Annotated in this window: 25 protein-coding genes; 18 read left to right on the top strand and 7 right to left on the bottom strand. The window is 64.9% G+C overall.

Going from position 1 to position 25,755, the window contains the following annotated elements; genetic code table 11:
* Positions 1 to 16: 16 nt before the first annotated feature.
* Complete coding sequence (locus R3P95_RS17200; protein WP_094687520.1) at positions 17 to 589, bottom strand: TetR/AcrR family transcriptional regulator; 573 nt, start codon at positions 587 to 589, stop codon at positions 17 to 19.
* Between the two features lie 103 nt (positions 590 to 692).
* On the opposite strand from R3P95_RS17200, the gene R3P95_RS17195 reads away from it, so the two are divergent.
* The 4 genes from R3P95_RS17195 to R3P95_RS17180 are packed head-to-tail and all read left to right on the top strand — an operon-like array spanning position 693 to position 5,090.
* Entirely contained in the window at positions 693 to 1,607 is a 915-nt protein-coding gene (locus R3P95_RS17195; protein ID WP_068284246.1) for a metal-dependent hydrolase, read from the top strand.
* Positions 1,604 to 2,713 carry a PDR/VanB family oxidoreductase gene (locus tag R3P95_RS17190; protein WP_262498521.1) on the top strand — a complete coding sequence of 370 codons (1,110 nt, stop codon included), beginning with the start codon at positions 1,604 to 1,606 and terminating at the stop codon, positions 2,711 to 2,713. Before R3P95_RS17195 ends, R3P95_RS17190 begins: the two co-directional genes overlap by 4 nt.
* 17 nt (positions 2,714 to 2,730) lie before the next feature.
* Complete coding sequence (locus R3P95_RS17185) at positions 2,731 to 4,260, top strand: flavin-containing monooxygenase (protein ID WP_149407145.1); 1,530 nt, start codon at positions 2,731 to 2,733, stop codon at positions 4,258 to 4,260.
* Positions 4,257 to 5,090 carry an SDR family NAD(P)-dependent oxidoreductase gene (locus tag R3P95_RS17180; RefSeq protein WP_149407144.1) on the top strand — a complete coding sequence of 278 codons (834 nt, stop codon included), beginning with the start codon at positions 4,257 to 4,259 and terminating at the stop codon, positions 5,088 to 5,090. The genes R3P95_RS17185 and R3P95_RS17180 overlap by 4 nt, the downstream gene beginning before the upstream one ends.
* Before the next feature lie 19 nt (positions 5,091 to 5,109).
* Here the strand turns inward: R3P95_RS17180 and R3P95_RS17175 are convergent, their stop codons facing one another.
* Positions 5,110 to 5,763, bottom strand: a complete 654-nt coding sequence (locus R3P95_RS17175; protein ID WP_068054958.1) for a TetR/AcrR family transcriptional regulator — start codon at positions 5,761 to 5,763, stop codon at positions 5,110 to 5,112.
* A gap of 126 nt (positions 5,764 to 5,889) precedes the next feature.
* On the opposite strand from R3P95_RS17175, the gene R3P95_RS17170 reads away from it, so the two are divergent.
* The 4 genes from R3P95_RS17170 to R3P95_RS17155 are packed head-to-tail and all read left to right on the top strand — an operon-like array spanning position 5,890 to position 10,365.
* Positions 5,890 to 7,023: a VOC family protein gene (locus tag R3P95_RS17170; protein ID WP_068054955.1), complete on the top strand. Its 1,134-nt coding sequence runs from the start codon at positions 5,890 to 5,892 to the stop codon at positions 7,021 to 7,023.
* Complete coding sequence (locus tag R3P95_RS17165) at positions 7,020 to 7,955, top strand: fumarylacetoacetate hydrolase family protein (protein ID WP_149407143.1); 936 nt, start codon at positions 7,020 to 7,022, stop codon at positions 7,953 to 7,955. Before R3P95_RS17170 ends, R3P95_RS17165 begins: the two co-directional genes overlap by 4 nt.
* Entirely contained in the window at positions 7,952 to 9,553 is a 1,602-nt protein-coding gene (gene mhpA / locus R3P95_RS17160; RefSeq protein WP_149407142.1) for a bifunctional 3-(3-hydroxy-phenyl)propionate/3-hydroxycinnamic acid hydroxylase MhpA, read from the top strand. Before R3P95_RS17165 ends, mhpA begins: the two co-directional genes overlap by 4 nt.
* Positions 9,550 to 10,365: an SDR family oxidoreductase gene (locus tag R3P95_RS17155; RefSeq protein WP_317548993.1), complete on the top strand. Its 816-nt coding sequence runs from the start codon at positions 9,550 to 9,552 to the stop codon at positions 10,363 to 10,365. Before mhpA ends, R3P95_RS17155 begins: the two co-directional genes overlap by 4 nt.
* On the opposite strand, the gene R3P95_RS17150 is transcribed toward R3P95_RS17155, so the two are convergent.
* Genes R3P95_RS17150 through R3P95_RS17140 form a run of 3 tightly spaced genes read right to left on the bottom strand, consistent with a single transcriptional unit; the run spans position 10,362 to position 14,030 of the window.
* A complete protein-coding gene (locus R3P95_RS17150; protein ID WP_317549080.1) occupies positions 10,362 to 11,462 on the bottom strand; it encodes a lipase family protein in 1,101 nt (366 codons plus the stop codon). The genes R3P95_RS17155 and R3P95_RS17150 overlap by 4 nt on opposite strands.
* Positions 11,463 to 11,515: 53 nt before the next feature.
* Positions 11,516 to 12,640, bottom strand: a complete 1,125-nt coding sequence (locus R3P95_RS17145) for a Nickel transporter NicT (protein ID WP_317548992.1) — start codon at positions 12,638 to 12,640, stop codon at positions 11,516 to 11,518.
* Positions 12,641 to 12,668: 28 nt separating this feature from the next.
* Positions 12,669 to 14,030, bottom strand: coding sequence for an MFS transporter (locus tag R3P95_RS17140; protein ID WP_068054919.1), 1,362 nt, complete (start codon positions 14,028 to 14,030; stop codon positions 12,669 to 12,671).
* Positions 14,031 to 14,230: 200 nt separating this feature from the next.
* Between R3P95_RS17140 and R3P95_RS17135 the strand changes: the two genes are divergently transcribed.
* Positions 14,231 to 15,283 carry a DUF3068 domain-containing protein gene (locus tag R3P95_RS17135; RefSeq protein ID WP_317548991.1) on the top strand — a complete coding sequence of 351 codons (1,053 nt, stop codon included), beginning with the start codon at positions 14,231 to 14,233 and terminating at the stop codon, positions 15,281 to 15,283.
* A gap of 8 nt (positions 15,284 to 15,291) precedes the next feature.
* On the opposite strand, the gene R3P95_RS17130 is transcribed toward R3P95_RS17135, so the two are convergent.
* Positions 15,292 to 15,939, bottom strand: coding sequence for an SACE_7040 family transcriptional regulator (locus R3P95_RS17130; RefSeq protein WP_068054913.1), 648 nt, complete (start codon positions 15,937 to 15,939; stop codon positions 15,292 to 15,294).
* A gap of 91 nt (positions 15,940 to 16,030) precedes the next feature.
* Between R3P95_RS17130 and R3P95_RS17125 the strand changes: the two genes are divergently transcribed.
* From R3P95_RS17125 to R3P95_RS17095, 7 genes are all read left to right on the top strand, one after another.
* Positions 16,031 to 17,608: a carboxyl transferase domain-containing protein gene (locus R3P95_RS17125; RefSeq protein WP_317548990.1), complete on the top strand. Its 1,578-nt coding sequence runs from the start codon at positions 16,031 to 16,033 to the stop codon at positions 17,606 to 17,608.
* Between the two features lie 5 nt (positions 17,609 to 17,613).
* Positions 17,614 to 19,611 (top strand): acetyl/propionyl/methylcrotonyl-CoA carboxylase subunit alpha, encoded by a 1,998-nt coding sequence (locus R3P95_RS17120; protein ID WP_149407138.1) that lies wholly within the window; start codon positions 17,614 to 17,616, stop codon positions 19,609 to 19,611.
* Positions 19,608 to 20,774 (top strand): acyl-CoA dehydrogenase family protein, encoded by a 1,167-nt coding sequence (locus R3P95_RS17115; RefSeq protein WP_068054906.1) that lies wholly within the window; start codon positions 19,608 to 19,610, stop codon positions 20,772 to 20,774. The genes R3P95_RS17120 and R3P95_RS17115 overlap by 4 nt, the downstream gene beginning before the upstream one ends.
* The gene (locus R3P95_RS17110; protein ID WP_331712071.1) at positions 20,771 to 21,256 is read left to right on the top strand and encodes a MaoC family dehydratase; all 486 of its coding nucleotides are present in this window, start codon (positions 20,771 to 20,773) and stop codon (positions 21,254 to 21,256) included. The genes R3P95_RS17115 and R3P95_RS17110 overlap by 4 nt, the downstream gene beginning before the upstream one ends.
* Positions 21,253 to 22,062 (top strand): HpcH/HpaI aldolase/citrate lyase family protein, encoded by an 810-nt coding sequence (locus R3P95_RS17105; protein ID WP_068054903.1) that lies wholly within the window; start codon positions 21,253 to 21,255, stop codon positions 22,060 to 22,062. Before R3P95_RS17110 ends, R3P95_RS17105 begins: the two co-directional genes overlap by 4 nt.
* Before the next feature lie 78 nt (positions 22,063 to 22,140).
* Positions 22,141 to 22,593, top strand: a complete 453-nt coding sequence (locus tag R3P95_RS17100) for a MarR family winged helix-turn-helix transcriptional regulator (protein WP_317548989.1) — start codon at positions 22,141 to 22,143, stop codon at positions 22,591 to 22,593.
* A 116-nt stretch (positions 22,594 to 22,709) separates the two neighbouring features.
* Positions 22,710 to 22,925, top strand: a complete 216-nt coding sequence (locus R3P95_RS17095) for a hypothetical protein (protein ID WP_156516371.1) — start codon at positions 22,710 to 22,712, stop codon at positions 22,923 to 22,925.
* 23 nt (positions 22,926 to 22,948) lie between these two features.
* Here R3P95_RS17095 and bla read toward each other — a convergent pair whose 3' ends face one another.
* Complete coding sequence (bla, locus tag R3P95_RS17090) at positions 22,949 to 23,887, bottom strand: class A beta-lactamase (protein WP_317548988.1); 939 nt, start codon at positions 23,885 to 23,887, stop codon at positions 22,949 to 22,951.
* Between the two features lie 104 nt (positions 23,888 to 23,991).
* Between bla and R3P95_RS17085 the strand changes: the two genes are divergently transcribed.
* Complete coding sequence (locus R3P95_RS17085) at positions 23,992 to 24,846, top strand: LysR family transcriptional regulator (protein WP_317548987.1); 855 nt, start codon at positions 23,992 to 23,994, stop codon at positions 24,844 to 24,846.
* Entirely contained in the window at positions 24,843 to 25,724 is an 882-nt protein-coding gene (locus R3P95_RS17080; RefSeq protein WP_317548986.1) for a serine hydrolase, read from the top strand. The genes R3P95_RS17085 and R3P95_RS17080 overlap by 4 nt, the downstream gene beginning before the upstream one ends.
* Positions 25,725 to 25,755 lie beyond the last annotated feature (31 nt).

The following is a 25,755-nucleotide window of genomic DNA, read 5'->3' as shown; positions in this document are numbered from 1 at the left end:
TTCGAGGAGGAACGCGTCAGGTGGTTCCGACGAGAAGCGGCACGATGCTGCGGTGCGCGAACGCGAGCAGATCGTCGTAGGTATCGAGCGGGGCGGCGGCCGACGGGGTCAGCAAGATCGAATGCACAACGCGCACAACGATTTCCGGAGCATCGGGCACGGCGAAGGTGTCGGATTCCAGTTCACCCCTGGCAATGTGCGCGGCAGCGTTGATCGCGGACACGAGCAATGCCGATGCGTTCGTGGTCAATTGCTCGAGCACCAACGAACTCTCGGAATCGAACATCTTGATCAACACCGGATTGGTGCGCACCGAGTCGATCGTGGTCGCGAACCCGTGGGCGGCCCGATCCGCGCGTGACGTCTGTTCCGCAGCCGCAGCCGCCACCGCCACGAACAATCGCGACGACTCCCGCGCCATGACGGCTCGCACCAGGTCGTCCTTGGACCCGATCCGGCGATAGACGGTCACCCGGTTGATCCTGGCGCGCTTGGCGACGTCGCCGATGGTGGTCCGAGGAATTCCCACCTCACCGAACAGTTCCAGGGCGGCATCGAGGATCGGCCCGTCGTCACCATCTGGCTGCATCGTTCGATCCTATCGGCCGTCCAACTCCTACTGAATGCAACATTGCGACACATACTGTTGCTATGTAGCATCAGGTGACCATCCTGCAGAAACGGAGTTCGGAATGTCTCGGAACAAGGCGGTCGACGCGAACGAGCAGTACACGGACGAGTCCTATGCGATCGTCGCGCGCGCAGTGACATTCGACTGGTCCGGCGTTCCACTCCAGTACATCCCCCACGAGTGGTACGCCACCCACTTCTGGAATGTGATGCACCTGGTCCTGCCCGAGGGAGAACGAGCGATGGCGGACGTGTTCGCCCAGGCGCTGCCGTTCATCGACGACCGCAGGCTGCACGAGGAGGTCGTGGGATTCGTCGGCCAGGAAGCAACGCACGCGTCCTCCCACGAGAGCTTCCGCAACTATCTCGTTGCGCACGGAGTGGACATCGAACCGATTCTGCAGCGCATTCGTTTCGCCGTGGGTGTGGTGTTCGGCGACCACGGCCTCACCGGCCGCGCAGGCAAAGCATGGCTGAACGAGCGCCTCGGAATCTACGCAGCGGCAGAGCACTTCACGGCTGTGGTGGGCGAATGGCTGCTCGACAACACCGAATTCGACCGCATCGGCGTCGACCCCACGATGCTCGACCTGCTGCGCTGGCACGGCGCGGAAGAGCTCGAGCACCGCAACGTCGCATTCGACGCGTTCCAGTACGTCGACGGTGGCGGATTCCGCCGTGCCCGAACGGCAGTCGTCGCCAGTGCCGGGTTGGCCGTGCTGTGGTTCAGCACCGCCGCGTACCTGTACCAGAACTCCGTTGCCACGCCGCGCACCGGCAGACGCCGATTGCGGACGCCCTGGCCGATCGCCTTCGCACGCGCGTCACGTAAGCACCTGATCCCCGGTCTGTCGTTCCTGTTCGTACAGCTCGCCCTCTACATTCGCCCGGGCTTCCATCCCTCGAACATGGGCGACATCGACAAGGCCGTGCAGTATCTGGCGATCTCCCCGGCAGCACTGGCGGCCCAGCAGTGACGACCACAGCGCCTCCGGTACACAGCCATCTGGGCGAGGTCGACGTGACGGCACCCGGCATCGGACTGCGGGCCGTCGGTGCCGCGTCCCGCCTCTACGCCAAGCTTGTCACCGATTTTTCGATCGTCACGGCCCTGTCCCCGGCGCGGCCCCGGCGAAGCGTCGGATACGAATTCGAGACCGTCGTCGACGAGACGATCGACGAGGCCGAGGACGTTCGCTCACTGTTGCTGTCCCGCAAAGACGCTGCACCGCTTCCGAACTGGTTGCCCGGCGCCCACATCGACGTCACCACCCCGTCCGGTTCCGTGCGGCAGTACTCGCTCGCCGGCCGCCCCGGCGCAGGTGATCGCTACCGCATCAGCGTCCGCAAGATCCCCGGCGGCACGGCGTCCACCGAGATTCACACCCTCACCCGCGGCGATGTCCTCCGAGTTCGCGGACCCCGCAACGCCTTTCCGATGGCCGAGGCCGAGCACTACCTCTTCGTGGCCGCCGGAATCGGCATCACACCCATCCGGGCGATGATCGAACGTGCTGCCGCGGACGGAGCGCGGTGGACGCTGTACTACCACGGTCGGTCTCGGGCGAGTCTGCCGTTCGTTGCCGTGCTGCAGCAGTTGGCCCTGACCTCACGTGGTCATGTGATCGTCAAGACCGACGATGTCAATGGACTTCCGATTCCGGCGGACATCGTCGATCTCGGGATGGGCACCTCCGCGATGTACGTCTGCGGGCCTGCGGCACTGGCGAGCAGGCTTCGTGCCGAGGCCCTCTCGAGTACGGCCGTCCGTGGATTCCACACCGAATTGTTCGCGCCCGCAACGGTGGTCGACGGCACGCCGTTCGTGTTGCAGCTCGCCCGCTCCGGGGAGATCGTCGAGGTCGGTGCCCAGGAGACCGCACTCGATGCCCTCCGTCGATCGAGGCCGGACCAGCCCTATTCCTGCCGACAGGGCTTCTGCGGAGCGTGCGTGGTCGGTCTCGTCGGCGGACGCGTCGATCACCGCGACCGCGTTCTCGATGCCTCCGAACGCGAGAACTCGCTCACCCTGTGCGTCTCGCGCGGTGCCGTCGACGGCGAAGTTCTCGTCCTCGATCTGTAGAAGGAGCTCGAACTCTGATGACTGCAACACAATCCGGCACGGCGATGCCACACATCGACGTCGCGATCATCGGCGCGGGATTCGGCGGCCTCGGTGCCGCAATCCGACTCGAGCAGGAAGGACGCGGCGACTTTCTGATCTTCGAGCGCGACACCGCGGTCGGGGGAACGTGGCACGTGAACACCTATCCCGGTGCGCAGTGCGACATCCCGTCCGCGCTGTACTCGTTCTCGTTCGCGCCCAACCCGGACTGGACGCGGTTGTACCCGCTGCAGCCCGAGATCGAGGCATACCTCAACGATTGCACCGACAGGTTCGGGATCAGGGATCGCATCCGCTTCGGCCACGAGGTACTGGACGCAACCTGGAACGACGAGCAGGCCCGGTGGGTGGTGCGGACGAATGCAGGAACGTGGTCGGCGCGCATCCTCATCGGAGCCCTCGGACCGTTCAGCGAACCGGCCACGCCCAGAATCGAAGGCCTGGAATCGTTCTCGGGCAGAGTGTTCCACTCGGCGAAGTGGGACCACGAGCACTCCGCCGAGGGTCGACGCATCGCCGTCATCGGCACCGGAGCATCTGCGGTGCAGTTCGTTCCGCGCCTGGCCCCCGAGGCCGCGCACCTGACTCTGTTCCAGCGGACGCCGACATGGATTCTTCCGCACCCCGACCGCCCGATCTCCGAATCCGGCAGGTCCGTGCTTCGGAAGTACCCCCGGGCCCAGCGGGCCATGCGCCGGGTGTTCGATCTGTTCCAGGAAGCGTTGGTACCCGGACTCATCGGCCATCGCTCGTTGCTGGCACCGCTCACGGCCATGGGGCGTGCCCACCTGCGTCGTCAGGTCAAAGATCCTGTTCTTCGCGAGAAGCTGACGCCCGATTACGAATTCGGCTGCAAGCGACCCACCTTCTCGAACAAGTTCTATCCCGCACTGTGCCGAGAGAACGTCACCGTCGAGACCACCGGCATCGCTCGGATCGTGCCCGAGGGCATCGTCACCACCGACGGAACCGTGCACGAGGTGGATGCGATCGTTCTCGGGACGGGATTCGCCGTGTCCGGCCACACCGGCTTTCGGCGCATCGTCGGCCGCGACGGAAAGTCGTTGGCGGACAAATGGCCCGACGGCGAGATGTCGTCGTACCGGGGTACCACGGTGCACGGCTTCCCGAACTTCTTCATGCTGCTCGGCCCCAACTCGGTGGTGTACACCTCGCAGGTGGTCACCATCGAGGCTCAGGTGAACTACATCCTCGCGGCGTTGCGCGCCATGGACTCCAACGCGATCACGGCGCTCGAAGTGAGCATGCGCGCGCAGTCGACGTTCGTCGAACACACCGACCGCACGCTCGCGGGATCGGTATGGAACTCCGGCGGGTGCAGCAGCTACTACCTGAGCCCGTCGGGTCGAAATGTGACGTACTGGCCCGGTTCGGTGCGCAACTTCACCCAGCGTATGTCGACGATCGATCTCGGCCACTACCACTGGCGCAGTGTGGATTCCCCGGCCGATACCGAGCTCGTGACGACGAAGGACCTCGCATGAAGAACCGAATCGACCTGGCCGGGAAAGTGGCGTTGGTGACCGGTGGAGCGCGTGGAATCGGAGCCGCGTCGGTCGCGGAATTGGTATCCGCGGGAGCCTTGGTGGCTGTGGTCGATCGAGACTTTCCGCCGGACGCTGCGCGATCCGAACGGATCCTGCTGCTCACCGGCGACGTCACCGATTCCGATGCGATGGCGGACTGCGTGGCCGCGACGGTGAGCGAATTCGGCGGTCTCGACATCGTGATCGCCAACGCCGGCATCACACCCCCGCCCGCCACCATCAGGACCGTCGACCGCGCGGTTTTCGACTCGGTGATGGCCGTGAACTTCGGTGGTGTGCTCAACATCGTGCGCGCTGCGGCCGACGAGATCGTCGCGAGCGGTGGCCACATTCTGCTCGTATCGTCCTGTGCCGCTTTCACTCCCGGCATGGGCGGGTCTGCTTACATGGTAAGCAAAGCGGCGGTCGAACAGCTCGGCCGCGCGCTGCGAATCGAACTCGCGGCCGTGGGCGCAACAGCGGGTCTGGCGTACTTCGGTGTGGTGGATACCGATCTGGCCCGCAACACCCTCGACAGCGATCCGATGGGCCGGCGGATCGGCGGATTTCTGCCGTGGCCGCTGAATCGGCGACTGCCCTCGCAGCGCGCCGCGGAGTTGCTCGTGCACTCGGTCCGCACGCGTCGGGCCCGCATCATCGCGCCGGCCACCTGGATGCCGTACTTCTGGTTCCGCGGGGTTCTCAACCCGATTCTGGAACGCAGACTTGCGAAGGACCGCGCGATCGCCGAGATCATCCGGGACCTGGAGAAGGCGCACGCGCACTGAGTCTTGCCGGCGGGTCCGGCTACCGGCCCTCCCCGATCACGGCGGGTACGTCGCTCATTGGTGGTAGAGATCGTGCGCACAGGTCCCGGGCATCGGAGTCGGGTACACCGAGGGCGAGCAGAACGCCGTAGGCCATGCGGTCGACCGCCTCGATGTCGTCTCGATCGGGTTGCTCGAGCAACAACTGCCCGAGGCCGATCAGCGCGCCCGCCACCAGCGCCAGAGACAGCTGGAGGTCCGGTACCCGAAAGTAGCCTGCGGCGTCTCCGGCCTGGATGTCTCTGGCCGCCCGCGGACCGAGACCGTGTTGCGAGGTGATCAATTCGGGGCCGGAGTGGATGAGTACGCGGCTCAGTTCCGGCTGCAACCGGAACAGACGACCTGCGATCCGGAAGGACCGGGTGAAGGCTTCCGCCGGGTCGGCCGAGCTGTCGGTCAACGAATCGAGATAGTTGCCCAGCAGTTCCAGGGCACCGTCGACCGCGGCCTGGAACAGCTGCTCACGGCTGACGAAGTGGTTGTAGAAGGACCCCATCCCGACGTCGGCGGCCTGGGTGATCTCCGCGATCGGAGCGTTCAGTTCGCCGCGGGCGATGAATCCTTGCGCCGCTGCGATCAGCGCGCCGCGCGTGCGCGCTTTGCGCCGCTCGAGCCGATTCGGGGTCTCTGTCATGTTCCCTACTTCTGTCTGCCGCTGGTCGACGCCCTGACTCTTCCTCACCGCTGACGAATTTGTCAATACTATTGACTGACAGTGCTGTCATAGGTGACGATATTGTCACCAACGAGGGAGGGCTTCATGGGACACGACGTCGACGGCCACAAGGACATGCACGTGGACCAGGGCGCACTCCCCGGCGAGCACCCCGGTCGCGCGAAAGATCCGATCATCAAGGTTCGAGACATCGCCTGGCTGGAGTTTCGCAAGCCGGATCTGACCAAGGCCGAGGCGTTCGCTGTCGCCTTCGGTTTCACCGTCTCGCTTCGCACTCCGGAGGAGATCCATCTGCGCGGCACGCAGGTCGGCGCACCGTGTGTGATCATCCGCCGCGGCAAGCGAACACGCTTCGTGGGCGCAGCCTTCGCCGCCGCCGACGACGGCGACCTCATGAGATTGGCCGAGGCAACCGGGCAGCGGGTCCAACGGCTCCCCGAGACACTCGGCGGTGTCGCGGTCACGCTCACCGATCCGGGCGGGCAGCCCGTCCAGGTGGTGTCCGGATACACCGAGCATCCCGAACTTCCCGGTCAGGAAGCGCACACCTACAACTTCGGTGATCCGCGCTTTCGACTCAACGCGACGCAGCGGCCACCGCGTCAGCCCGCCCGAGTCCAGCGCCTGGGACATGTGGTGCTCCAGCGCACCGGCTACCTCCAGAATCTGGACTGGTATCTGCATCACCTCGGCCTGATCGTCAGCGACTTCCTCTACTACGACGGCCAGCGTGATCGCGGTCCGGTGATGAGTTTCATCCGTTGCGATCGCGGTAACACTCCGTCCGATCATCACACTCTCGCAATGACTCTCGGCCCGTCCAACCGGTATGTGCACTCCGCCTACCAGGTGTCCGATCTCGATGCCATCGCCGCGGGCGGCGAGTACCTGACCCAACGCGGGTACCGACATTCGTGGGGCATCGGCAGACACATCCAGGGCAGCCAGATCTTCGACTACTGGCGTGATCCCGACGGTTTCCTGGTGGAGCATTTCAGCGACGGCGACATGTTCGACAACTCCCTCGAACCCGGTTGGGCCCCGATGACGGCGTCCGGGCTGGCCCAGTGGGGGCCGCCTGCGTCGAAGGACTTCCTCGGAATCGCTCCCAGCAGAGCGTCATTGCACGAACTGAAATCGATCCTCTCCTCACTGCGCAACGACAACGAGTTCGACACCGATCGCCTTCGCGGCCTGATGAAAGTGGCATCCTCATGAGCATCGCTGTACTCCGCACCGCCGACGCGTGGTGGGTCGAAACCCCCGCAGGCGCGTCACGCATCGACACCTCCGCGGTCAGCACCGCCGAGCTCCTCGCCGATCGGCCTGCCATTGAATCCGCCCGCAGTTCGACCGATGTCGTTGCCGTGGAGACATTGTCGTTGATCTCGCCGGTGACGGCGCCTTGCCGCGTCATGGCCAACATGACCAACTTCGTCTCCCACGTCCAAGACTCGGGAATGAACCCCGACACCGTGCCGCTGACGTTCTTTCGCAAGACGTCCGGTTCCATCAGCGGACCCACCGACGACGTGATCAAGCCGCCGCACGTGAAGCTGCTCGACTACGAAATCGAGATCGGACTGGTGTTCGGCAAGACCCTCACCGTCGGAACCAAGGTCGACGCCTCCAACGTGGCCGAGTACATCGCCGGGCTCGTGCTCACCAACGACGTCTCGGCCCGCGACGTCCAGTTGCCGAAAACTCAGTTCTACGAGGGCAAGTCGTATCCCACCTTCACTCCGGTCGGGCCGCGCCTGGTTCTCCTGGAGGCCGGCGAGTTCGATCGGTTCGGCGAACTCGCACTGACCCTGCGGGTCAACGGCTCTGTGCGACAGGACAGTACGGTCGCCGACATGATCTACCGCCCGGTCGAGTCGCTGAAGGCGCTGAGCAAGTTCCAGCGGATAGACCCGGGCGACCTGCTGCTCACCGGCACTCCGGGCGGAACCGCGTTGAAGGCCCCCGCCAAGCCGATCGAGATGATCGGATCGTTGGTTCCTCCGTCGGTCAAGTGGAAGGTCTTCTTCAAGAAGCAGGCCAAGAATCCCGCGTTTCTGAAAGACGGCGACGTCCTCGAACTGACCTGCTCGACTCCCGACGGAGCCCTCGATCTGGGAGTCCAGCGCACCCGGGTCTCCTACCGATGACCGGTACCGAGTCCGACGGCACGCACTTTCCAGTGGTGATCGTCGGAGCCGGTCCGACGGGCATGACCGCTGCGTTGTTGCTGGGCCGGTACGGCGTGCCGTGCCTCGTGCTGGACAGATGGGAGGACGTCTACCCGCAGCCGCGGGCAGTCCATCTCGACGACGAGGTGTACCGCATCCTCGGCGATCTGGGCCTGGCCGAGGACTTCGCGGCCATCTCCCGCCCCGGTCGCGGACTGAGGTTGTGCGACAAGCGGATTCGAACCCTGGCCGAGTTCGAGCGCGATCCGGATGCGCGACCGCACGGCTACCCGCAGGCCAACATGTTCGATCAACCCGAACTCGAACGTCTGATGCGTTCCCACATCGCGCGTTACGACTCCGTGCAGATGCGTGGCGGATGCGAGATCACCGATGTACAGAACCTGAAGGACTCGGTTCGGGTCCGGTACGACTCGACCGAGGACGGGACTGGACATTGGGTGACCGCCGACTACGTCCTCGGCTGCGACGGTGCCAACAGTGTGGTGCGCAGGTCCATCGGCTCGAAAATGGAGGATCTCGGTTTCGAGCAGCGATGGTTGGTCGTGGACATCGAGACCGACGTCGATCTCGAACAGTGGGACGGCGTGCACCAGGTGTGCGATTCCGAGCGATCGGCGACGTACATGCGCATCGGCCCCACCCGCTACCGCTGGGAGTTCCGGATGCTCGACGGCGAGACCCTCGACGAGTTCACCGATCTCTCGGCCATCCACCCTTTCATCGCACCGTGGTTCGTTTCCGGCGAGATCCCGGACATGAAGCTGATTCGCAGCGCGGAGTACACCTTCCGTGCACAGGTGGTCGACCGATGGCGTGATCGCCGGGTGTTCCTGCTCGGCGACAGCGCGCATCTGACGCCGCCCTTCATCGGGCAGGGGATGGGCGCAGGACTCCGAGATGCGCGCAATCTGGTCTGGAAGCTCGTCGGCGTGCTCGACGGGCATCTGAAGGAGACCTCGCTCGACAGCTACGAGACAGAACGAAAGACGCACGCCAAGCAGATGATCGAGTTGGCAGTCGCGATCGGATGGGCCATGACCGGCGGCAGCCGGCTCACCGGCATCATGCGCGCGAACATCGCACCCGCCCTCGGCTATCTGCCGTTCATCGGCGAGAAGGTCACCGCCAGCACCACCCCGTCACTCGCTCGATCGCCGTACGTGCTGCGTTCACCCGTTCCGGTTCGCACACTGGCCGGAAAGCTCTGCCCCAACAGCCCGTTGGACGGCGGAGCTCGTCTGGACGACCTCGCACCGGGCCGGTTCCTGTTCGTCTCGTCGACACCCCTGGCCGTCGGGCACCGTCGAGAGATCGAACGCCGCGGAGCCGTCGTCGTCGAGGTTGCGGCGTCGTCGGAGCTGGGGGTCTGGCTGCGCCGCGGCCACGCTGTCGCCGCCATCGTGCGGCCGGACCGCACGGTCATGGCGTCGGGCACCTCGGTGCCGTCCCTGCACACCAAAGTGCCGACCACAGCTTTTCGCAGGACAGAATGCCCGGCACCTGTCGCGACGAAGCCGGCACCTACCCGCACCGTGAACAAGAGGCGTAGATGAACACTGCAATAGTCACCGGAGCGACGTCCGGAATCGGCGAGGCCGTCGCCGAGGTTCTGATCTCTCGCGGTTACCACGTCATCGGAACGAGCCGCGACAGCTCCTCGGTGGCGAACCCGATACCCGGCGTCGACTACCGCGACCTGGATCTGACCGACCCGGCATCGATCCGGCGGTTCGTGGACGGCATCACCGACACCCCGGTGAATGTGCTGATCAACAACGCAGGCGAAAGCCAGTGCGGCCCACTCGAAGAGCTGCCCATCGAGGCGATCACCCGGCTGTTCCAGCTCAACGTCTTCGGAGCGATCGAGTTGACCCAGGCCGTGCTACCGGGCATGCGAGATCGTGGCAGCGGAAAGATCGTCAACATCGGGTCGATGCTCGCGAGCTTTCCGTTGGCCTATCGCTCGTCGTACGCCGCCACCAAGGCTGCGATCAAGGGGTTCGCCACGGCCGCGCGCTACGAGCTCAAGCCCTACGGAATCGACATCACCACAGTCGAACCCGGCGCTATCGCCACCGGGCTCTCGGCCCGTCGAACCAAATACTGCGGCCCGCATTCGCCGTATCTCCGTGACTTCACCACGGTGATCTCACAGCTGGACGCCAAAGAAGCCGAGGGGATCACGGCAGAGACCGTCGCTCTCACCGTCCTCAAAGCCGTCGAGGACAAGAAGACACTGCCCATCTACGCGGTCGGCAGCAATGCTCCGGCGGTGTTCCTCGCCCAGCGATTGCTGCCGCGCACGGTGCTGGAATTGTTCACCGCTCGCGCCTACGGGCTGCCCAGCAAGCGGCCGGTGAACTAGCGAAACAGGTTCGCGACGAACGGAATCGTATCGGCCTGCGATTGCACGAAGGCTCCACTGTGATCGGTGTTGTAGGCCCGGAACGTCACCGGCTGACCGTTGGCCGTCAGACGGGCGACGTAGGCGGCGGTGGTCGGGAACGGAACGTCGATGTCCTGCAGGCCGTTGCCCATGAAGAACGGCTTGTCGAAACCGGTTTCGGGCATTGCCATGTAGTCGTCGAGGACGGCGGTGAAGTTCGGCAGACCGGTCAGTGGCGCGGTGAAGAAGTCGCCGATCGTCACACCGTCGAGTTGTGCCTCGAAATCCGATACGCACGTCGTCTCGGCCAGGTCTGCGTACTTCTTCCCGAGCGGAGTCAGGATGTCGTCCAGCCCGAGCTCGGGATGCGCGTAGCGCAGCGACGCGCCGATGTACGCGACATAGGCGGTCAGGCCCGACGGTAGTTCCACCGGCGGTACGCCCGGTCCACCGATCGAGATCAACTTCTCGATGTACGCCGGAGTTCCGGTTCCGACCGCCCCGCGGTAGTCCAGATCGGGGCCGCCGAACTCGGTCGCGTACCGGGCGGTGTAGATCGCAGCGCCACCGCCCTGCGATTGGCCGACGGCCACCCAGGAACGCGAGAGGTCCTCGCTGTAGTTGCGGCCCGCCTTGACCATGTCGACCACGTTGTGGGCCGTGGTTCGACCGTCGAGATACGTTGGCAATCCGGGTGTTCCGAGGCCGGCATAGTCACTGGCGACGATGGCGTAGCCCTGCGCGAGCCAGTTCGCCAGGTACGGCAGATCCCGCTCGGCGTACGTCGGACCGATCAGAGACGGCGCACACGCATCGCCGAGCCCGGAAGTGCCGTGGGCCCACGAGATCACCGGCCAGCCACCGTCCGGCGCAGTTCCCGGCGGCAGGAAGACGGTGCCGGTGCTCAGAGCCTTCTCACCGAAGGTGTCGGTGGTGACGTAGGTGAGCACCTCGGCCGAGGCCGCGCCGGGAATCCAGAGGTTTCGGTCCAGATCGCGAGTCGAGACGACGTCACCGATCTCCTGAGTGATAGCCGGTGCAGCGGAAGCAGGTACGGCCAGCAGCGCCGTCGCCATGCTCGACGCGAGCGCCGCGGCAACTGCGAGGACACCGATCCGACGCCGAGAGTTCACTGGTTCTCCATTTCGTTCGAGTGTGTGAAGCCACCGCGTTCGTCGATGCGCGCCACCTTGTAATACACGACCGCTCCGATCCACACGACGAAGAACGTGCCGACGACGAGTTGGCCGGCCAGATTCAAATCGACGACGGCCAGCGCGTCCCACAGTCCGCCGGTCAGCCCGTACTGCTCGGCGAGCAGGGTCGACAGCTGCACCGTGCCGATCACCAGAGCAACGAAGACGGACAGTCCCGTCATCGTCATGTTGTAGTAGATCTTGCGCACCGGCGTCACGAACGCCCAGCCGTACGCCTTGGACATGAAGATGCCGTCGATGGTGTCCATGGTGGTCATGCCCGCGGCGAACAGAACCGGCAGCGCGATGATCGCCATCGGCGGCAGTCCTCCTGCCATGGCCGTCGTGCCTGCGATCGCGAGCAGACCGACCTGGGTGGCGGTATCGAATCCGAGCCCGAACAGCAGACCCAGCGGGTACATCTGCCACGAGTGGTCGATCAGCTTGTCGTAGCGCCCCCGGAACAATCGGTTCATCAGGCCGCGCTTGGCCAGCAACTCGTCGAGTCCGGCTTCGGTGAACTCACCGCGTTTCGCGCGTCGCCAGACTCCGACGATTCCGGCGAGCACTGCGATGTTCAACGCCGCGATGAGATACAGGAACGTTCCGGACACCAGCGTGCCGATGATGCCGCCGACTCCGGCGAACGCGTCTTGGAACGCCGTCGCCTGCGAGGCCACGAACGCGATGGCGGCGACGAAGACGAATACGACGGTCGAATGACCGAGTGAGAAGAAGAGCCCGACGGCCAACGGCCGCTTGCCCTTCTGCAGCAGAAAGCGGGTGGTGTCGTCGATGGCGGCGATGTGATCGGCGTCGAACGCGTGCCTGAGCCCGAGGGTGTACGCCAACACGCCGGCTCCGGCGTAGACCAGCCTGCCGTCCGCTCCGGTGAGGTTGTGGATGCTCGGAATGGAGTTGTAATGGGTGAACAACCCCCACCCGATCACGTGCAGGGCGGCCACGACTCCGGCCATGGCCAGCAGGCGGGGGATCTCGTCGGGAGTGAATCGACTCTGCCGCCGGCCGACCTCGGCGCGCGATAGCTCACTCGTCATGAAGAACATTGTGACCGACGACAACGAATTACTCTTCCCGCGCAGCCTCGGCCAGGACGCGCGTCGAGTCGCGTTCCACGGACCAGTAGGCCAGGAGGGCGAACACTCCCCCGATCGCCAGCAGCGGAAGAAGCGGAATCAGGCCGACGGTGAGTGAATCCGCCGCGTCGGACACCACACCGACCATGAGCGGCCCGACGGCACCGCCCGCGGTCGCGGCGATCTGCAGCATGCCGAATCCGAGACCCCGATCGCGTGCCGGAACCACGTCGGCGACACAGGCGGTGAGCGTAGGAAGAGCGAAGGCCGAGAAGAAGGCGAACACGGTGAGAAGAACGACGAACATCACCGTGGAGTTCATGCCGAGCGCGATCGACATGAACACACTTCCCACCAGGATTCCGCTACCGCCCAGCAGTACTCGCCATTGCGCCAGGCTGGTGCCGACGACGGCTCGACGGGTTGCCATCGCCGCGACGAGCGTGCCGAACACGATTCCCAGCAGTGTCATTCCTCCGCCTGCCGTCGCGGCGGCCGATTCGGACAGGCCGTACCGACGTTGCAGCAGGCTCGGCAGCCAGAAGGTCAGTCCACCGATCGACAGACTCATGACCGTCAGAGCCGCGCCGGTGAACCACAGCGTTCGGATGGGCAGCAGTCGGCGCAGCTGGGTGGGAAGCGGTCCGGACGGCGTAGGAATCTGCGCACTCGGGTCTGCGCGGGCCGCCAACCGGTCTGCGTATCCGCGTTCGGGTTCTCTCAAACGTGAGACGAGCACTGCGACAAGCAGTCCCGGGATCGTCATGACCATGAACGCCCCGCGCCAACCCAGCCAGTCCGCCAGCACACCACCCAGGACTATGCCCGCCCCGCCCAGGTACGCCGAGGTTCGCCACCAACCGAACGCAGTGGATCGTGTTGCAGGCGGGTAGAAGTCGGCAAGAAGGCTCGCACTGGCCGGGTTGTCCACGGCCTCCGCGGCGGCAAGACCGACCCGCACGAGGTAGAAGATCAGGAAGGTGGGTGCCAGCGCCGAACCGAGAGTTGCCAGAGACCACAGAACGACGACCCAGGTCACGATCCTGCCGCGATCGTGACGGTCGGCGAGGTATGCAGCCGGTATCGCGAGGACACCCGCGGCGATCGCGGACGCACTGGGCAGCGATCCCGCCACCGCGTCGCCGAAACCCCATTCGGCCTGCAGCTGAGGAAGAACCGCGGCCACGAGGCTGAATTCGATACGGTCCACGAAGGCCACGAGCACCAACACGATCGCCGGTCCCCAGCCGAACGGCAGGACTGCAGAACCGGGCCCGGTTCGCAACGTCCCGATGGTTCGCCAACGATTGCCGTGATCGACCGTTGTACCTCGATCGATACCGGTCGCCATGTGTCGTCCCCCGATTCAGCGTTGTGCGGCAAATGACGAGTGACCCCAGTGTGCACCTTTTCGGAAATTCTCAACATCGGTTGATGTCTCTGTAAATTCCCACGAACATGCTGACAGGTCACAACGCAGAAGCGGACATTCGGGGCTCTCGCCACGGCAGGATGAGACGGCCGGAAACGAAAAGAATTGGGACGGTGTTCATGTCACGGGTGAGAATCGCGATGTGCTTGCTCGCGGGGCTGGGATCCTTCGCGATCGTCGTCGCTCTACTTCTGCCCACCCTCGTGTACGACCGCCTGGCGGTGACTCCACTCGACATCGACGCCACCACGGTGGCCACCACGGCGGACGGTGCGGGCGGTGAGGTCCTCGACTCGACGACGATCACCGGACCCGGCCCTCTCTCCATCGCGACGGATGTACCCCTCGTTCTCCAGCGGTACATCACCGTCGAGGATCCCTCCGACGCAGACCGCGTCACCTTCCAAGTGGGAGCGACCGTGAGACGGGCCGACCGCGACGGTGACGCGGGTCTGCTCACCGCCTCGGTGGATCGGGTGACGAGCGACCGGCGCACCGGACTACCCGTCGAACCCGCCGGATCCTTGCAGACCACAGTCGACTCGCCGGCCATTCCTTTGCCGCGCACAGGCTTACAGCATCGCTTTCCCTTCGATACCCAGCCGATCACGTACACGGTCTACGACGCGACGGCGTGGACGAGCTTCGAGGCGAACTTCGTCGAGGAGCTCACCATGGAGGGGCTGCCGATCTATCACTTCCGATCGATCGTGACCGAAGCCGACCTCTCGACCACCACGCAGTCGCCGATCAACTCGGTGACCCTCCCGGCATCGAAGTGGGGATTGGGCGACGGGGACGAGCCGATCACGATGAAGCGCTGGTACTCGAACGTGCGCGACATCTACGTCGAGCCCACGAGCGGGAGCCTGGTGTGGGGACAGGAAACGCCGTACCAGTACTTCGCGAGAGATCCGAAGGTCCCCGAGGTGACGATCTTCAAGGCCTCACTCGCCCTGGACGAGACGGGTCGCCTCGAGCAGGTGGCCTCGGCACGCGACGCGGCCAACAAGTTGGAGTGGGTGACCACCCGGGGACCGCTCCTGGGATCCGCGGTCGGTGGAGTGTTCCTCGTCGGTGCCGTTGCCGCCGGAGTGATCGGATCCCGTCGCGCTCGTCCGCCCGAGCCCACCCGCCGACAGGCAGAGCAAGCCGAGCGCGCGTCGGTGTAGGTGGACGCTCAGGTCGATGCTGCGCGGCTCGGCGCAGCAACCCCCAACGCCCCCAGCGCCATTGCCCGCAGCACCGGACGAGCGTTCTTCGACGGAGTACGCCCCGCACTGTAGGGCGTCGAGTTGATCAGACCGAAGACCGCGTGCGCCGTGGTTCGCGCGTCGGACTCGTTCAATTCCGGGTCGACGGCACACAGCACCTCGACCCACAGTTCCACGTACTCGCGCTGCATTCGGCGCACCTTGCGGCGCGCACCCTCCGGAAGACTCTGCAGGTCGCGATCCTGAATTCTGATGAATGCCGGTGTGTCGAAGGCGAAGTCGAGGTGGAACTCGACCAACGCGGACACGGTGTCCGCGGCGACCTCACCACGATCGACCACCGCACGGCCACCGTCGAGCAGATACTCCGAGATCCCGACCATCAACTCGACGAGCACGGCCTCCTTGTTGGGGAAGTGCCGGTAGACGGCCGGTCCGCTGACACCGACGGCCGCGCCCAGATCCTCCAGTCGCACCGAGGTGAACCCGCGTTCGGCGAACAGTGATGCTGCAGCGCCCAGCAACTGCTGCCGACGCTCGGCCTTGCGTTGCTCACGCACGGTCGTCGGTTTCGCTTCCGACTCCTGCACCGTCACCTCCTCGACTCTGGACACTCAGTTAATCGTAGTTTACTATCGTGTCAGTTATCAACGATTAACTGAACTTTCGTGACACCGACGTCCAACCCCTTAAGGCGTGCACCTCATGGCGATCGACACAGCTGCCAACCGGGCAGATCACGAGCTTCTCACCAGTGAGCTCGCAGAGAAGCTGGCCGCTGCTGCCCGCGGCGGGAGCGAGAAGTCTCGGGAACGGCACATCGCCCGCGGCAAGCTCCTCCCCCGCGACCGCGTCGACGAGCTTCTCGATCCCGGTAGCCCGTTCCTCGAAATCTCACCGTTGGCGGCCAACGGCCTCTACGACGACGAGTGCCCCGGCGCAGGCGTGATCGCCGGCATCGGCCGCGTCTCCGGTCGCGAATGCGTGATCATCGCCAACGACGCCACCGTCAAGGGAGGCACCTACTACCCGATGACGGTGAAGAAGCATCTACGCGCGCAGGAGATCGCACTGCAGAACACTCTGCCGTGCATCTACCTCGTCGACTCGGGCGGAGCATTCCTTCCGCGCCAGGACGAGGTCTTTCCCGACCGCGACCACTTCGGCCGCATCTTCTTCAACCAGGCGACCATGAGCGCCAAAGGAATTGCGCAGATCGCTGCCGTCATGGGCTCCTGCACTGCGGGCGGCGCCTACGTGCCGGCGATGAGCGACGAAGCGATCATCGTCAAGAATCAGGGCACGATCTTTCTCGGCGGCCCGCCTCTGGTTAAGGCGGCGACCGGCGAGGTCGTCACCGCAGAGGAACTCGGCGGTGGTGATCTGCACTCGAAGACCTCCGGCGTCACCGACCATCTGGCCGAGGACGATCGAGACGCGCTCCACCGCGTCCGCCGCATCGTCTCCACCCTCGGGCCCCGCACTCCGCGGCCGTGGGACCTTCTTCCCACACGCGCACCGGTAGCCGACCAGACCGATCTGTACGACGTGGTCCCCACCGACCCACGCACTCCGTACGACGTGCGTGAGGTGATCACCCTGGTGGTCGACGCGGGTGAATTCGACGAGTTCAAAGCCGAATACGGCAAGACGCTCGTCACCGGATTCGCCCACATCCACGGCCATCCCGTCGGAATCGTCGCCAACAACGGCGTACTGTTCGCCGAATCTGCCATGAAGGGCGCGCATTTCATCGAACTGTGCGACAAGCGCAGCATTCCGCTGGTCTTCCTGCAGAACATCTCCGGCTTCATGGTCGGCCGCGACTACGAGGCAGGTGGCATCGCCAAGCACGGCGCGAAGATGGTCACCGCGGTCGCCTGTGCCCGCGTCCCCAAGATCACCGTCGTCATCGGCGGTTCCTACGGCGCGGGCAACTACTCGATGTGCGGCAGAGCGTATTCACCACGCTTCTTGTTCATGTGGCCCAACGCGCGAATCTCGGTGATGGGCGGTGAGCAAGCGGCGTCGGTGCTCGCCACGGTGCGCAGCGAACAACTCGACGCTGCCGGTCAGCCGTGGAGCGACGAGGACCAGGAATCGTTCAAGGCTCCCATCCGTGACCAGTACGAAAGTCAGGGCAACCCTTATTATTCGACGGCCCGCCTGTGGGACGACGGCATCATCGACCCGGCCGATACCAGGCAGGTTCTCGGACTGGCGCTCTCGGCGTGCGCCAACGCGCCGCTCGAGCCGGTCTCCTACGGCGTATTCAGGATGTGAGAGGTATGACCACCATGATCGACACCGTTCTGATCGCCAACCGCGGCGAGATCGCCGTGCGGGTCGCACGAACACTGCGCCGCATGGGAATTCGTACCGTCGCCGTGTACAGCGATGCCGACGCCGATGCCCGGCACGTCCGTGAGGCCGACACCGCCGTACGGCTCGGACCCGCGAACGCTCGCGAAAGTTACCTCGACATCGCCAAGGTGATCGCGGCCGCGAACAGCACAGGCGCGCAGGGCATTCACCCCGGATACGGCTTTCTCTCCGAGAACTCCGAGTTCGCAACCGCCTGTGCCGAAGCCGGAATCGCATTCCTCGGGCCCCCGGCGAAAGCCATCGAAGTGATGGGCGACAAGATCGCCGCGAAGGCTGCCGTCAGCGCATTCGGCGTACCCGTCGTTCCGGGAATCTCCCGCCCCGGCCTTACCGACGCCGACCTCGTCGCCGGCGCGCCGGACGTCGGATTCCCAGTGCTCGTCAAACCCTCCGCCGGTGGCGGCGGCAAGGGTATGCGTCTGGTCGAGCGCGCCGAGGATCTGCCTGCAGCGTTGACCAGCGCTCGCCGGGAGGCGGCCTCGTCCTTCGGAGACGACACCCTCTTCCTCGAGCGATTCGTGTTGCGGCCCCGGCACATCGAGGTACAGATCCTCGCCGACGGACACGGCAATGTCATCCACCTCGGCGAACGCGAATGCAGTCTGCAGCGCAGGCACCAGAAGGTCATCGAGGAGGCTCCGTCTCCCCTGCTCGACGAAGCAACCCGCGCACGCATCGGCGAGGCCGCCTGCAACACTGCCCGCAGTGTCGACTACTCCGGTGCCGGCACGGTCGAATTCATCGTCTCGGCCGATCGCCCCGACGAGTTCTTCTTCATGGAGATGAACACTCGTCTTCAGGTCGAGCACCCGGTCACCGAGATGGTCACCGGTCTCGACCTCGTTGAATGGCAGGTTCGGGTGGCATCGGGCGAGCCCCTCACTCTCGCGCAGGACGACATCTTGCTCACCGGACATGCCATCGAGGCCCGCGTCTACGCCGAGGACCCCGGCCGCGGATTCCTCCCCACCGGCGGTGCCGTCGTCGGATTGCGTGAGCCCTCTGCGCCGGGGATTCGCGTCGACTCCGGTCTCGCCGTCGGAACGGAGGTGGGCAGCAACTACGACCCCATGCTTTCCAAGGTCATCGCGCACGGCCCCGATCGCGCGACCGCATTGCGCAGCCTCGATCGTGCACTGGCCGACACCGCAGTACTCGGGGTCGTCACCAACATCGAGTTCGCTCGGTTCCTGCTCGCCGACAACGATGTTCGTGCCGGTAATCTCGACACCGGCCTGCTCGACCGCCGTGTCGAGGATTTCGTCGCCGCCGAGGCCACCGACGAGGCGCTGATCGCCGCCACCGCAGTGCAGTGGCTCGACGCGTGGCAGACCGCGGAACAGGACATCTGGGCAGCACCATCGGGTTGGCGAGTCGGCAAGCACGCGTCCTTCCATCGTCGTCTCGCGTCCGGAGGTCGAACGGCGCACGTAGCGATCACCGGCACGACAGCCGCGGCAACGGTCGTCGTCGACGCCGGATCGCCGCGTACCCTGCGGGCAACGGCCACCGAGAATTCGGTGGATCTGGTGCTCGACGGTCTACGCGAATCGATGACCTTCGCTCGAAGCGGCTCGGCAACATGGATTTCCAGCTCCCGAGGCACCTGGCGAGTCGATCGGATCGCCGAGGCGAGCGTCCGCGAGGACGACGCGCACTCCGGCGATGCCGAGATCCTCTCGCCCATGCCGGGCTCGATCATCGCGATCGGAACAACCACCGGCAGCGCCGTCAGCGCGGGCACGGCCATCGTCGTCGTCGAGGCGATGAAGATGGAACACACCCTCACCACCCCGATCGACGGCACCGTCGAACTGACTGTTGCAGTGGGGGATCAGGTCCGCGTCGACCAGGTCCTCGCCCGAATCGTCCCCAACCACACCGAACAGGACCCATCATGACCGATCATCTGTCGTCCGCGAATCTGCCCGACGAGTACCAGCAGCTGGTCAAATCCGTTGCCGACTTCACCCGCACCGTCGTCGCACCGGTATCGGCGAAACACGATGCCGAGCATTCCTTTCCGTACGAGGTAGTTGCCGGCATGGCCGAAATGGGCCTGTTCGGGCTGCCGTTTCCCGAGGAATTCGGCGGCATGGGCGGCGATTACTTCGCGCTGTGCCTGGCCCTCGAGGAACTCGGCAAGGTCGACCAGAGCGTTGCGATGACCCTCGAAGCCGGCGTCTCGCTCGGCGCAATGCCCGTCTACCGATTCGGCAACGACGAGCAGAAGCAGCAGTGGCTGCCCAAGCTCACCGCAGGCAAGGCCCTGGCCGCGTTCGGTCTCACCGAGCCCGGCGCCGGCAGCGACGCGGGTGGCACCAAGACCACCGCCAAGCGCGACGGTGGTGACTGGATCATCAACGGCAGCAAGCAGTTCATCACCAACTCCGGCACCGACATCACCGAGCTCGTCACCGTCACCGCCGTGACGGGCGTCGACGAAGCAACGGGACGCAAGCAGATCTCGTCGATCCTCGTCCCCACCGATACCCCGGGATTCGTCGCAGAGGCCGCCTACAACAAGGTCGGCTGGAACGCGTCGGACACACACCCGCTCAGCTTCACCGATGTGCGCGTGCCGCAGGAGAATCTGCTCGGCGAGGAAGGTCGCGGGTACGCGAACTTCCTGCACATCCTCGACGAGGGCCGGATCGCGATCGCCGCCGTCTCGGTCGGTGCCGCACAGGGTTGCGTGGACGAGAGCGTCAAGTACGCCAAGGAACGTGAAGCATTCGGTCAACCTATCGGCCGCAATCAAGCGATCTCGTTCAAGATCGCCCGCATGGAGGCCCGCGCCCACACCGCGCGAACCGCGTACTACGACGCGGCGGCATTGATGTTGGCGGGCAAGCCGTTCAAGAAAGCTGCGTCCATCGCCAAGCTCGTCGCCTCCGAGGCCGCGATGGACAACGCGCGCGATGCGACGCAAATCCACGGCGGGTACGGCTTCATGAACGAATATGTGGTCGCTCGTCACTACCGCGACAGCAAGATCCTCGAGATCGGTGAGGGGACAACCGAGGTTCAGCTGATGCTCATCGCGCGGAGCCTGGGACTGTGAGCGACAAGCGAATTCGGCAACGTGGCCTGTGGTTCGAGGAGATGGAACTCGGCACCGTCTACGAGCACCGACCCGGCCGCACCATCACCGAGGCCGACAACACGCTGTTCACCACGCAGACGATGAACACGCAGGCCCTGCACCTCGACGCGGCCTACAGCGAGACAACGGCGTTCGGCCAGAGATTGGTGAATTCGATGTTCACCGTCTCCACCCTCGTCGGACTGTCGGTGACGCAGTTGACCCAGGGCACCATCGTGGCGAACCTGGGTTTCTCGGAGGTGTCGTTCCCCAAGCCGCTGTTCCACGGAGACACCCTCTACGCCGAGACCGTGATCTCGGACAAGCGCGAATCGAAATCCCGCCCAGGCGAGGGCATCGTGACGTTCACCCACACCGGTCGAAACCAACACGGGGACGTCGTCGCGATTGCCGTCCGCAAGACGCTCGTCCGGATGCAACCACCGGAGGAGGCGTCGTGACCTGGGTTCCGCCGGGACCGGCGTGGCTGTTCTGCCCGGCAGACCGCCCCGAGCGCTACGAGAAGGCGGCGGCACGAGCAGATGTCGTCATCCTCGACCTGGAGGATGCGGTCGGGGCGGCGGACAAGGCGGGTGCTCGTGAGTCCGTCCTGTCGACCCCACTGGATCCAGCGCGCACCATCGTCCGCGTCAACGCGCACGGCACCGACGATCAGGCTGCGGACCTCGCGGCGTTGCAGCAGACCGAGTACACGACCGTGATGCTCCCCAAATGCGAATCGGCCGAACAGATTGCGGCTTTGGCTCCGTTGAATGTCGTCGCGCTGATCGAGTCTCCGCTCGGCGCGATGACGGTGTTCGACGCCCTCGCCGCCGACAATGCGATCGGTGCCATGTGGGGTGCCGAGGATCTGGTGGCCGCAATGGGTGGCAACTCGAGCAGGCATTCCAATGGACAGTATCGTGCTGTGGCGCAGCATGTTCGGTCGCAGACGCTGCTCGCAGCCAAGGCACGTGGGGTGTTCGCGTTGGACTCGGTGTTCCTCGACATCCCCGATCTCGACGGTGTCCGCGCGGAGTCCGAGGATGCCGTGGCTATCGGCTTCGACGGAAAAGTGGCCATTCACCCGAGCCACATCCCCGTCGTTCGCCAGGCCTATGCACCCACCGCCGAGGAACTCGACTGGGCCACCGACGTGCTCGACGCCGTCGCCCAGAACCGCGGCGTCTTCACCTTCCGTGGCCAGATGGTCGATGCCCCGGTACTCGCGCATGCTCGACGCATCGTCGCCCGCAGGCCGTCGTAGACCGGTAATTGCAGACGCCGTTAATTGTCGGCGCGGTACGGTGGGTGGTCACGAGTACCGGCATCGAAAGGCACGGCAATGACCGCACACGACCCCGCGCTGACGGCGCTGGCGCAGAACTGGCTGGCGCTGGCGGTGCTGCACGGCCGGATCGAGGGTCGGATCGAACGCGCACTACAGGCCGAGCACAACCTCAGTGCTCGTGAATACTGGCTGCTCGACGTCCTGGGCAGGCAGCACGACGGGGAGGGCGGGCATCTGCAGATGAAGCAGGTGGCCGACGCCGTCGTGCTGAGCCAGAGTGCGACGACGCGACTGGTCACCCGACTCGAAGACCGCGGACTACTCACTCGGTACCTGTGCCCCACCGATCGCCGAGGCATCTACACCGACGTCAGCGAAGAAGGCCTGGCCCTGCTCGAGGCCGCGCGACCGACCAACGATGCGGCGCTGCGCGAGGCACTCGACGAGGCGTCGACCGAGCCGGATCTGATCCCACTGGTCGACGCCGTCCGCCGCGCGGAGGATTGAGAATCACTGCAGGTGAGTGAGCTGGAACGTCGAGGGGTTGAACCGAGGCACATTCTTCCTTACCGTTACTTACGGTACGCAAATACACTTCGGTTGGACGTTTCAGGAGGTACTCGATGAATCGAGCGACTCGGGCATTCTTCAGCCCTGTGGTCGGAGCTATCATCGCGCTGGCTCTCATCTGGGGCTTCGGCTCCGACGTGCCGTTCTGGAAATGCGCGCTGATGGTGGTCGTCGGCGCAGCCGTCGCGTTCGGCCTTAATCTCGCATGGGAGTCCAATCCATGGAATGACGAATCCCCCTCGGAGAGAACTCGATTGTCCGCGCCCTGACGCAACGGCACAGACGGTCGAGATCATGCCAATCCGTCGACGACCTGTCGCGTCGCATCGGAGACGAGACTGTTCATGGCCGGTGAATCTTCGTTGTTCGACGTCGTAGCACTGAGGACGACCACGAGAATTCGTTGCCCGTCCGGTCCCAGCAACAGCCCTGCATCGTTCGAGACGCCGTAACTGCCCGTGCCGGTCTTGTCCGCCGAAGTCCACCCATCGGGGATGCCGGCGCGGAACCGGGCGTCGGAGGTCTGAGTATCGGCCATCCAGGCCAACAGCTGTTCGCGTGAGGCCGCGGTCAGTACATCGCCGTCGAGCAAGGTTCGGTAGCCGGCGGCCATCGAGTTCGGTGTTGTGGTGTCGCGTGGATCTCCGGGGATAGCGGTATTGAGTTCGGGCTCGGTGCGGTCGAGCCGGAACTCGGTGTCGCCCAGCGACCTCGCGAACTCGGTGAGAGCCGCAGTTCCACCGGCCTCGCGAATCAACAAATTGCCGGAGGTGTTGTCGCTCTCGGTCAATGCGGCCGAAGCCAAGTCTGCGATCGTGACTACCGACCCGGGTTCCCAATCGACGGCCGACTCGGGCACCTTATCCGCCGCGGTGATCGTTCTGGTGTCGCTCAGCTGCAGTGCACCTGCATCGACGGCGGCAAGAACGGCACCGACGGCATACACCTTGAACGTCGAACAGAACGCGAAACGTTCGTCGCCGCGATGACTTTCGGTGGAATCCGAGGCGAGATCGACAGCACTGACGCCGAGTCGAGCAGTATCCCTGGCCTCGAGGTCGAGATAGACCTGTTCGGTACTGGACTGCTCATCGACGGCCTGTTCGGTGGTGGTTGTGTCGGTCTGCGGTGGTTCTGCGGTGGTCGTCGCCGAACACGCGACGCCTGTGGAGAGCGTCAAAGTCACCGCTGCGATAGCGGTGATCAGTCGGGTGGAGGTCGAGGTACGCATGGGAGTCACCCGATCACATGGGGGCACCATGGGGCCAAGTCCCGAGGCCCGGCCGGATCATTCCTCTTCGGTATCGGGGCAGCTGAGCGTGTTTCAATAGGTCGGTGGACCTGGTTCGCCATCTCGAGTATTTCGTCGCCGTCGCAGAAGAACGTCACTTCGGCCGCGCCGCGGCAACTCTCGGCGTGACGCAGCCACCGGTGTCGCGGGCGATCAAGGCATTGGAGAAGCACCTCGGACTCACACTCGTGGAGCGAACGCCGGACGGCGCCGCCATCACCGAGCACGGCGCTGCGCTGTTGCCTCGAGCCCGGTTGATCGTCGACGACGCGCGCCGATTGACCACCACCGCAGAATCACTCACTACGTCCGGGACGGTTCGCATCGGCCTCATCCCTCAACTGGACGATGGGATCGCCGCGCGGATCGCCGCATCCGTTGGCGTTCAGGCACGTGTGGAGACCGCCGGTGCAGTGTCGTTGCTCGACGGGGTGCGCTCACACGACCTCGACCTCGCGGTGGTCGATCATCCGGTGGTACTCGACCGATTGCTCGCCGGACCGGTCATCGCACTCCCCCGGCGAGTCAGAGTTCCCGCGGGACATCGCTCGGCTCGGGCAGAGCGGCCACGACTGACGATGTTGTCCGATCTCGCGTTCGCGACCATGCCTCGCAGTGCCAATCCACCCGCACACGATCTGATTCTCGACGCGTTCAGACGCCATGCTCTCGACCCAGAGGTGTTCACCGCGAACACCGTTCGCGATGCCGCTATCGGCGTCGCGTCGGGTCGCTGCTTCGGACTCGTTCCGGCCGCGAGCCCGGTACTGCCTGGAACCGAGCACCTCGACCTCGCTGCCGACGATGTCGCACTGCGGGTTCGAATCGTGCACCGCGACGAAGAAGCGCAGTCCCTGACGAGTCTCATCGATCGAATCCTGTTGCAGGCCTGCAGATGAACACGACCGACGAAGAGCTTCGCGCAGTATTCGCCGATGCCGGCTGCCGCGGTTGGGTACGCGCCGAGCGAATCGACGGCACCGGCACGGTCGTCGACTTCGAGGGCGACGATCCGGTCGTTGCCGCGTCGGTGTGGAAGATCGTGCTGCTGGTTGCCACTGCGCGCGCGTTCGACGAGGGCGTCTTGGCCGCAACCGATTCGGTGCGGCTCGTCCCGGCGCAGTGCAGTCCGGGGCCGACGGGAATAGCGAGCTACGCCGATCCGGTGACGATGAGTTGGCGGGACGTCGCGCGTTCGATGATCACTGTCTCCGACAATGCTGCGGCGGACGCACTTCTCGGTGCACTCGGCCTCGATGCACTCTCGCGGGTGATCGACTCACTCGGGCTCGAAGACACCCGCATCGTCGGTGGCACGAAGACACTGGGTGACCAGATCGTGCGGGACACCGGCAGGTTGAACGCGGACGAGGCGTTGGGATTGCTGGCCAGCAACTACTCGGTGATCGACAGTGCGGGTTTCGATCCCGCCTACACCTCCTGCACCACACCCCGCGACAGCAACGCGGTGCTCCGTGCGATCTGGTCGGGCACTGCCGCTTCACCGGAACAGTGCAGGTACATGAGAGGAGTTCTGTCCCAGCAAGTGTGGCCGCACAGAATTCGCAGTGGGATTCCGTACCCGGATGTAGAGGTCGCAGGCAAGACCGGCACCATCGGACCCATCCGCAACGAGGTTGCCGTGGTGTCGTTTCCGGGCGAGCAGCCCGTCGCGGTGTCGGTCTTCACCCGGGCCGCGCGGATGGATCTGTATCTTCCGCTCGTCGATCAGGCCATCGGAAATGCGGCCAGAATTGCGGTGACGGCAGTTCGCTGATGGGACCACGCGCGTCCATCGTCGGTGCGCT

Origin of the sequence: Rhodococcus cercidiphylli (genome assembly GCF_033042225.1) — a bacterium.
GTDB lineage: Bacteria > Actinomycetota > Actinomycetes > Mycobacteriales > Mycobacteriaceae > Rhodococcoides.
Note: the sequence above shows the minus strand (reverse complement) of the source record. Positions and strands in the feature narration are given on the sequence as shown.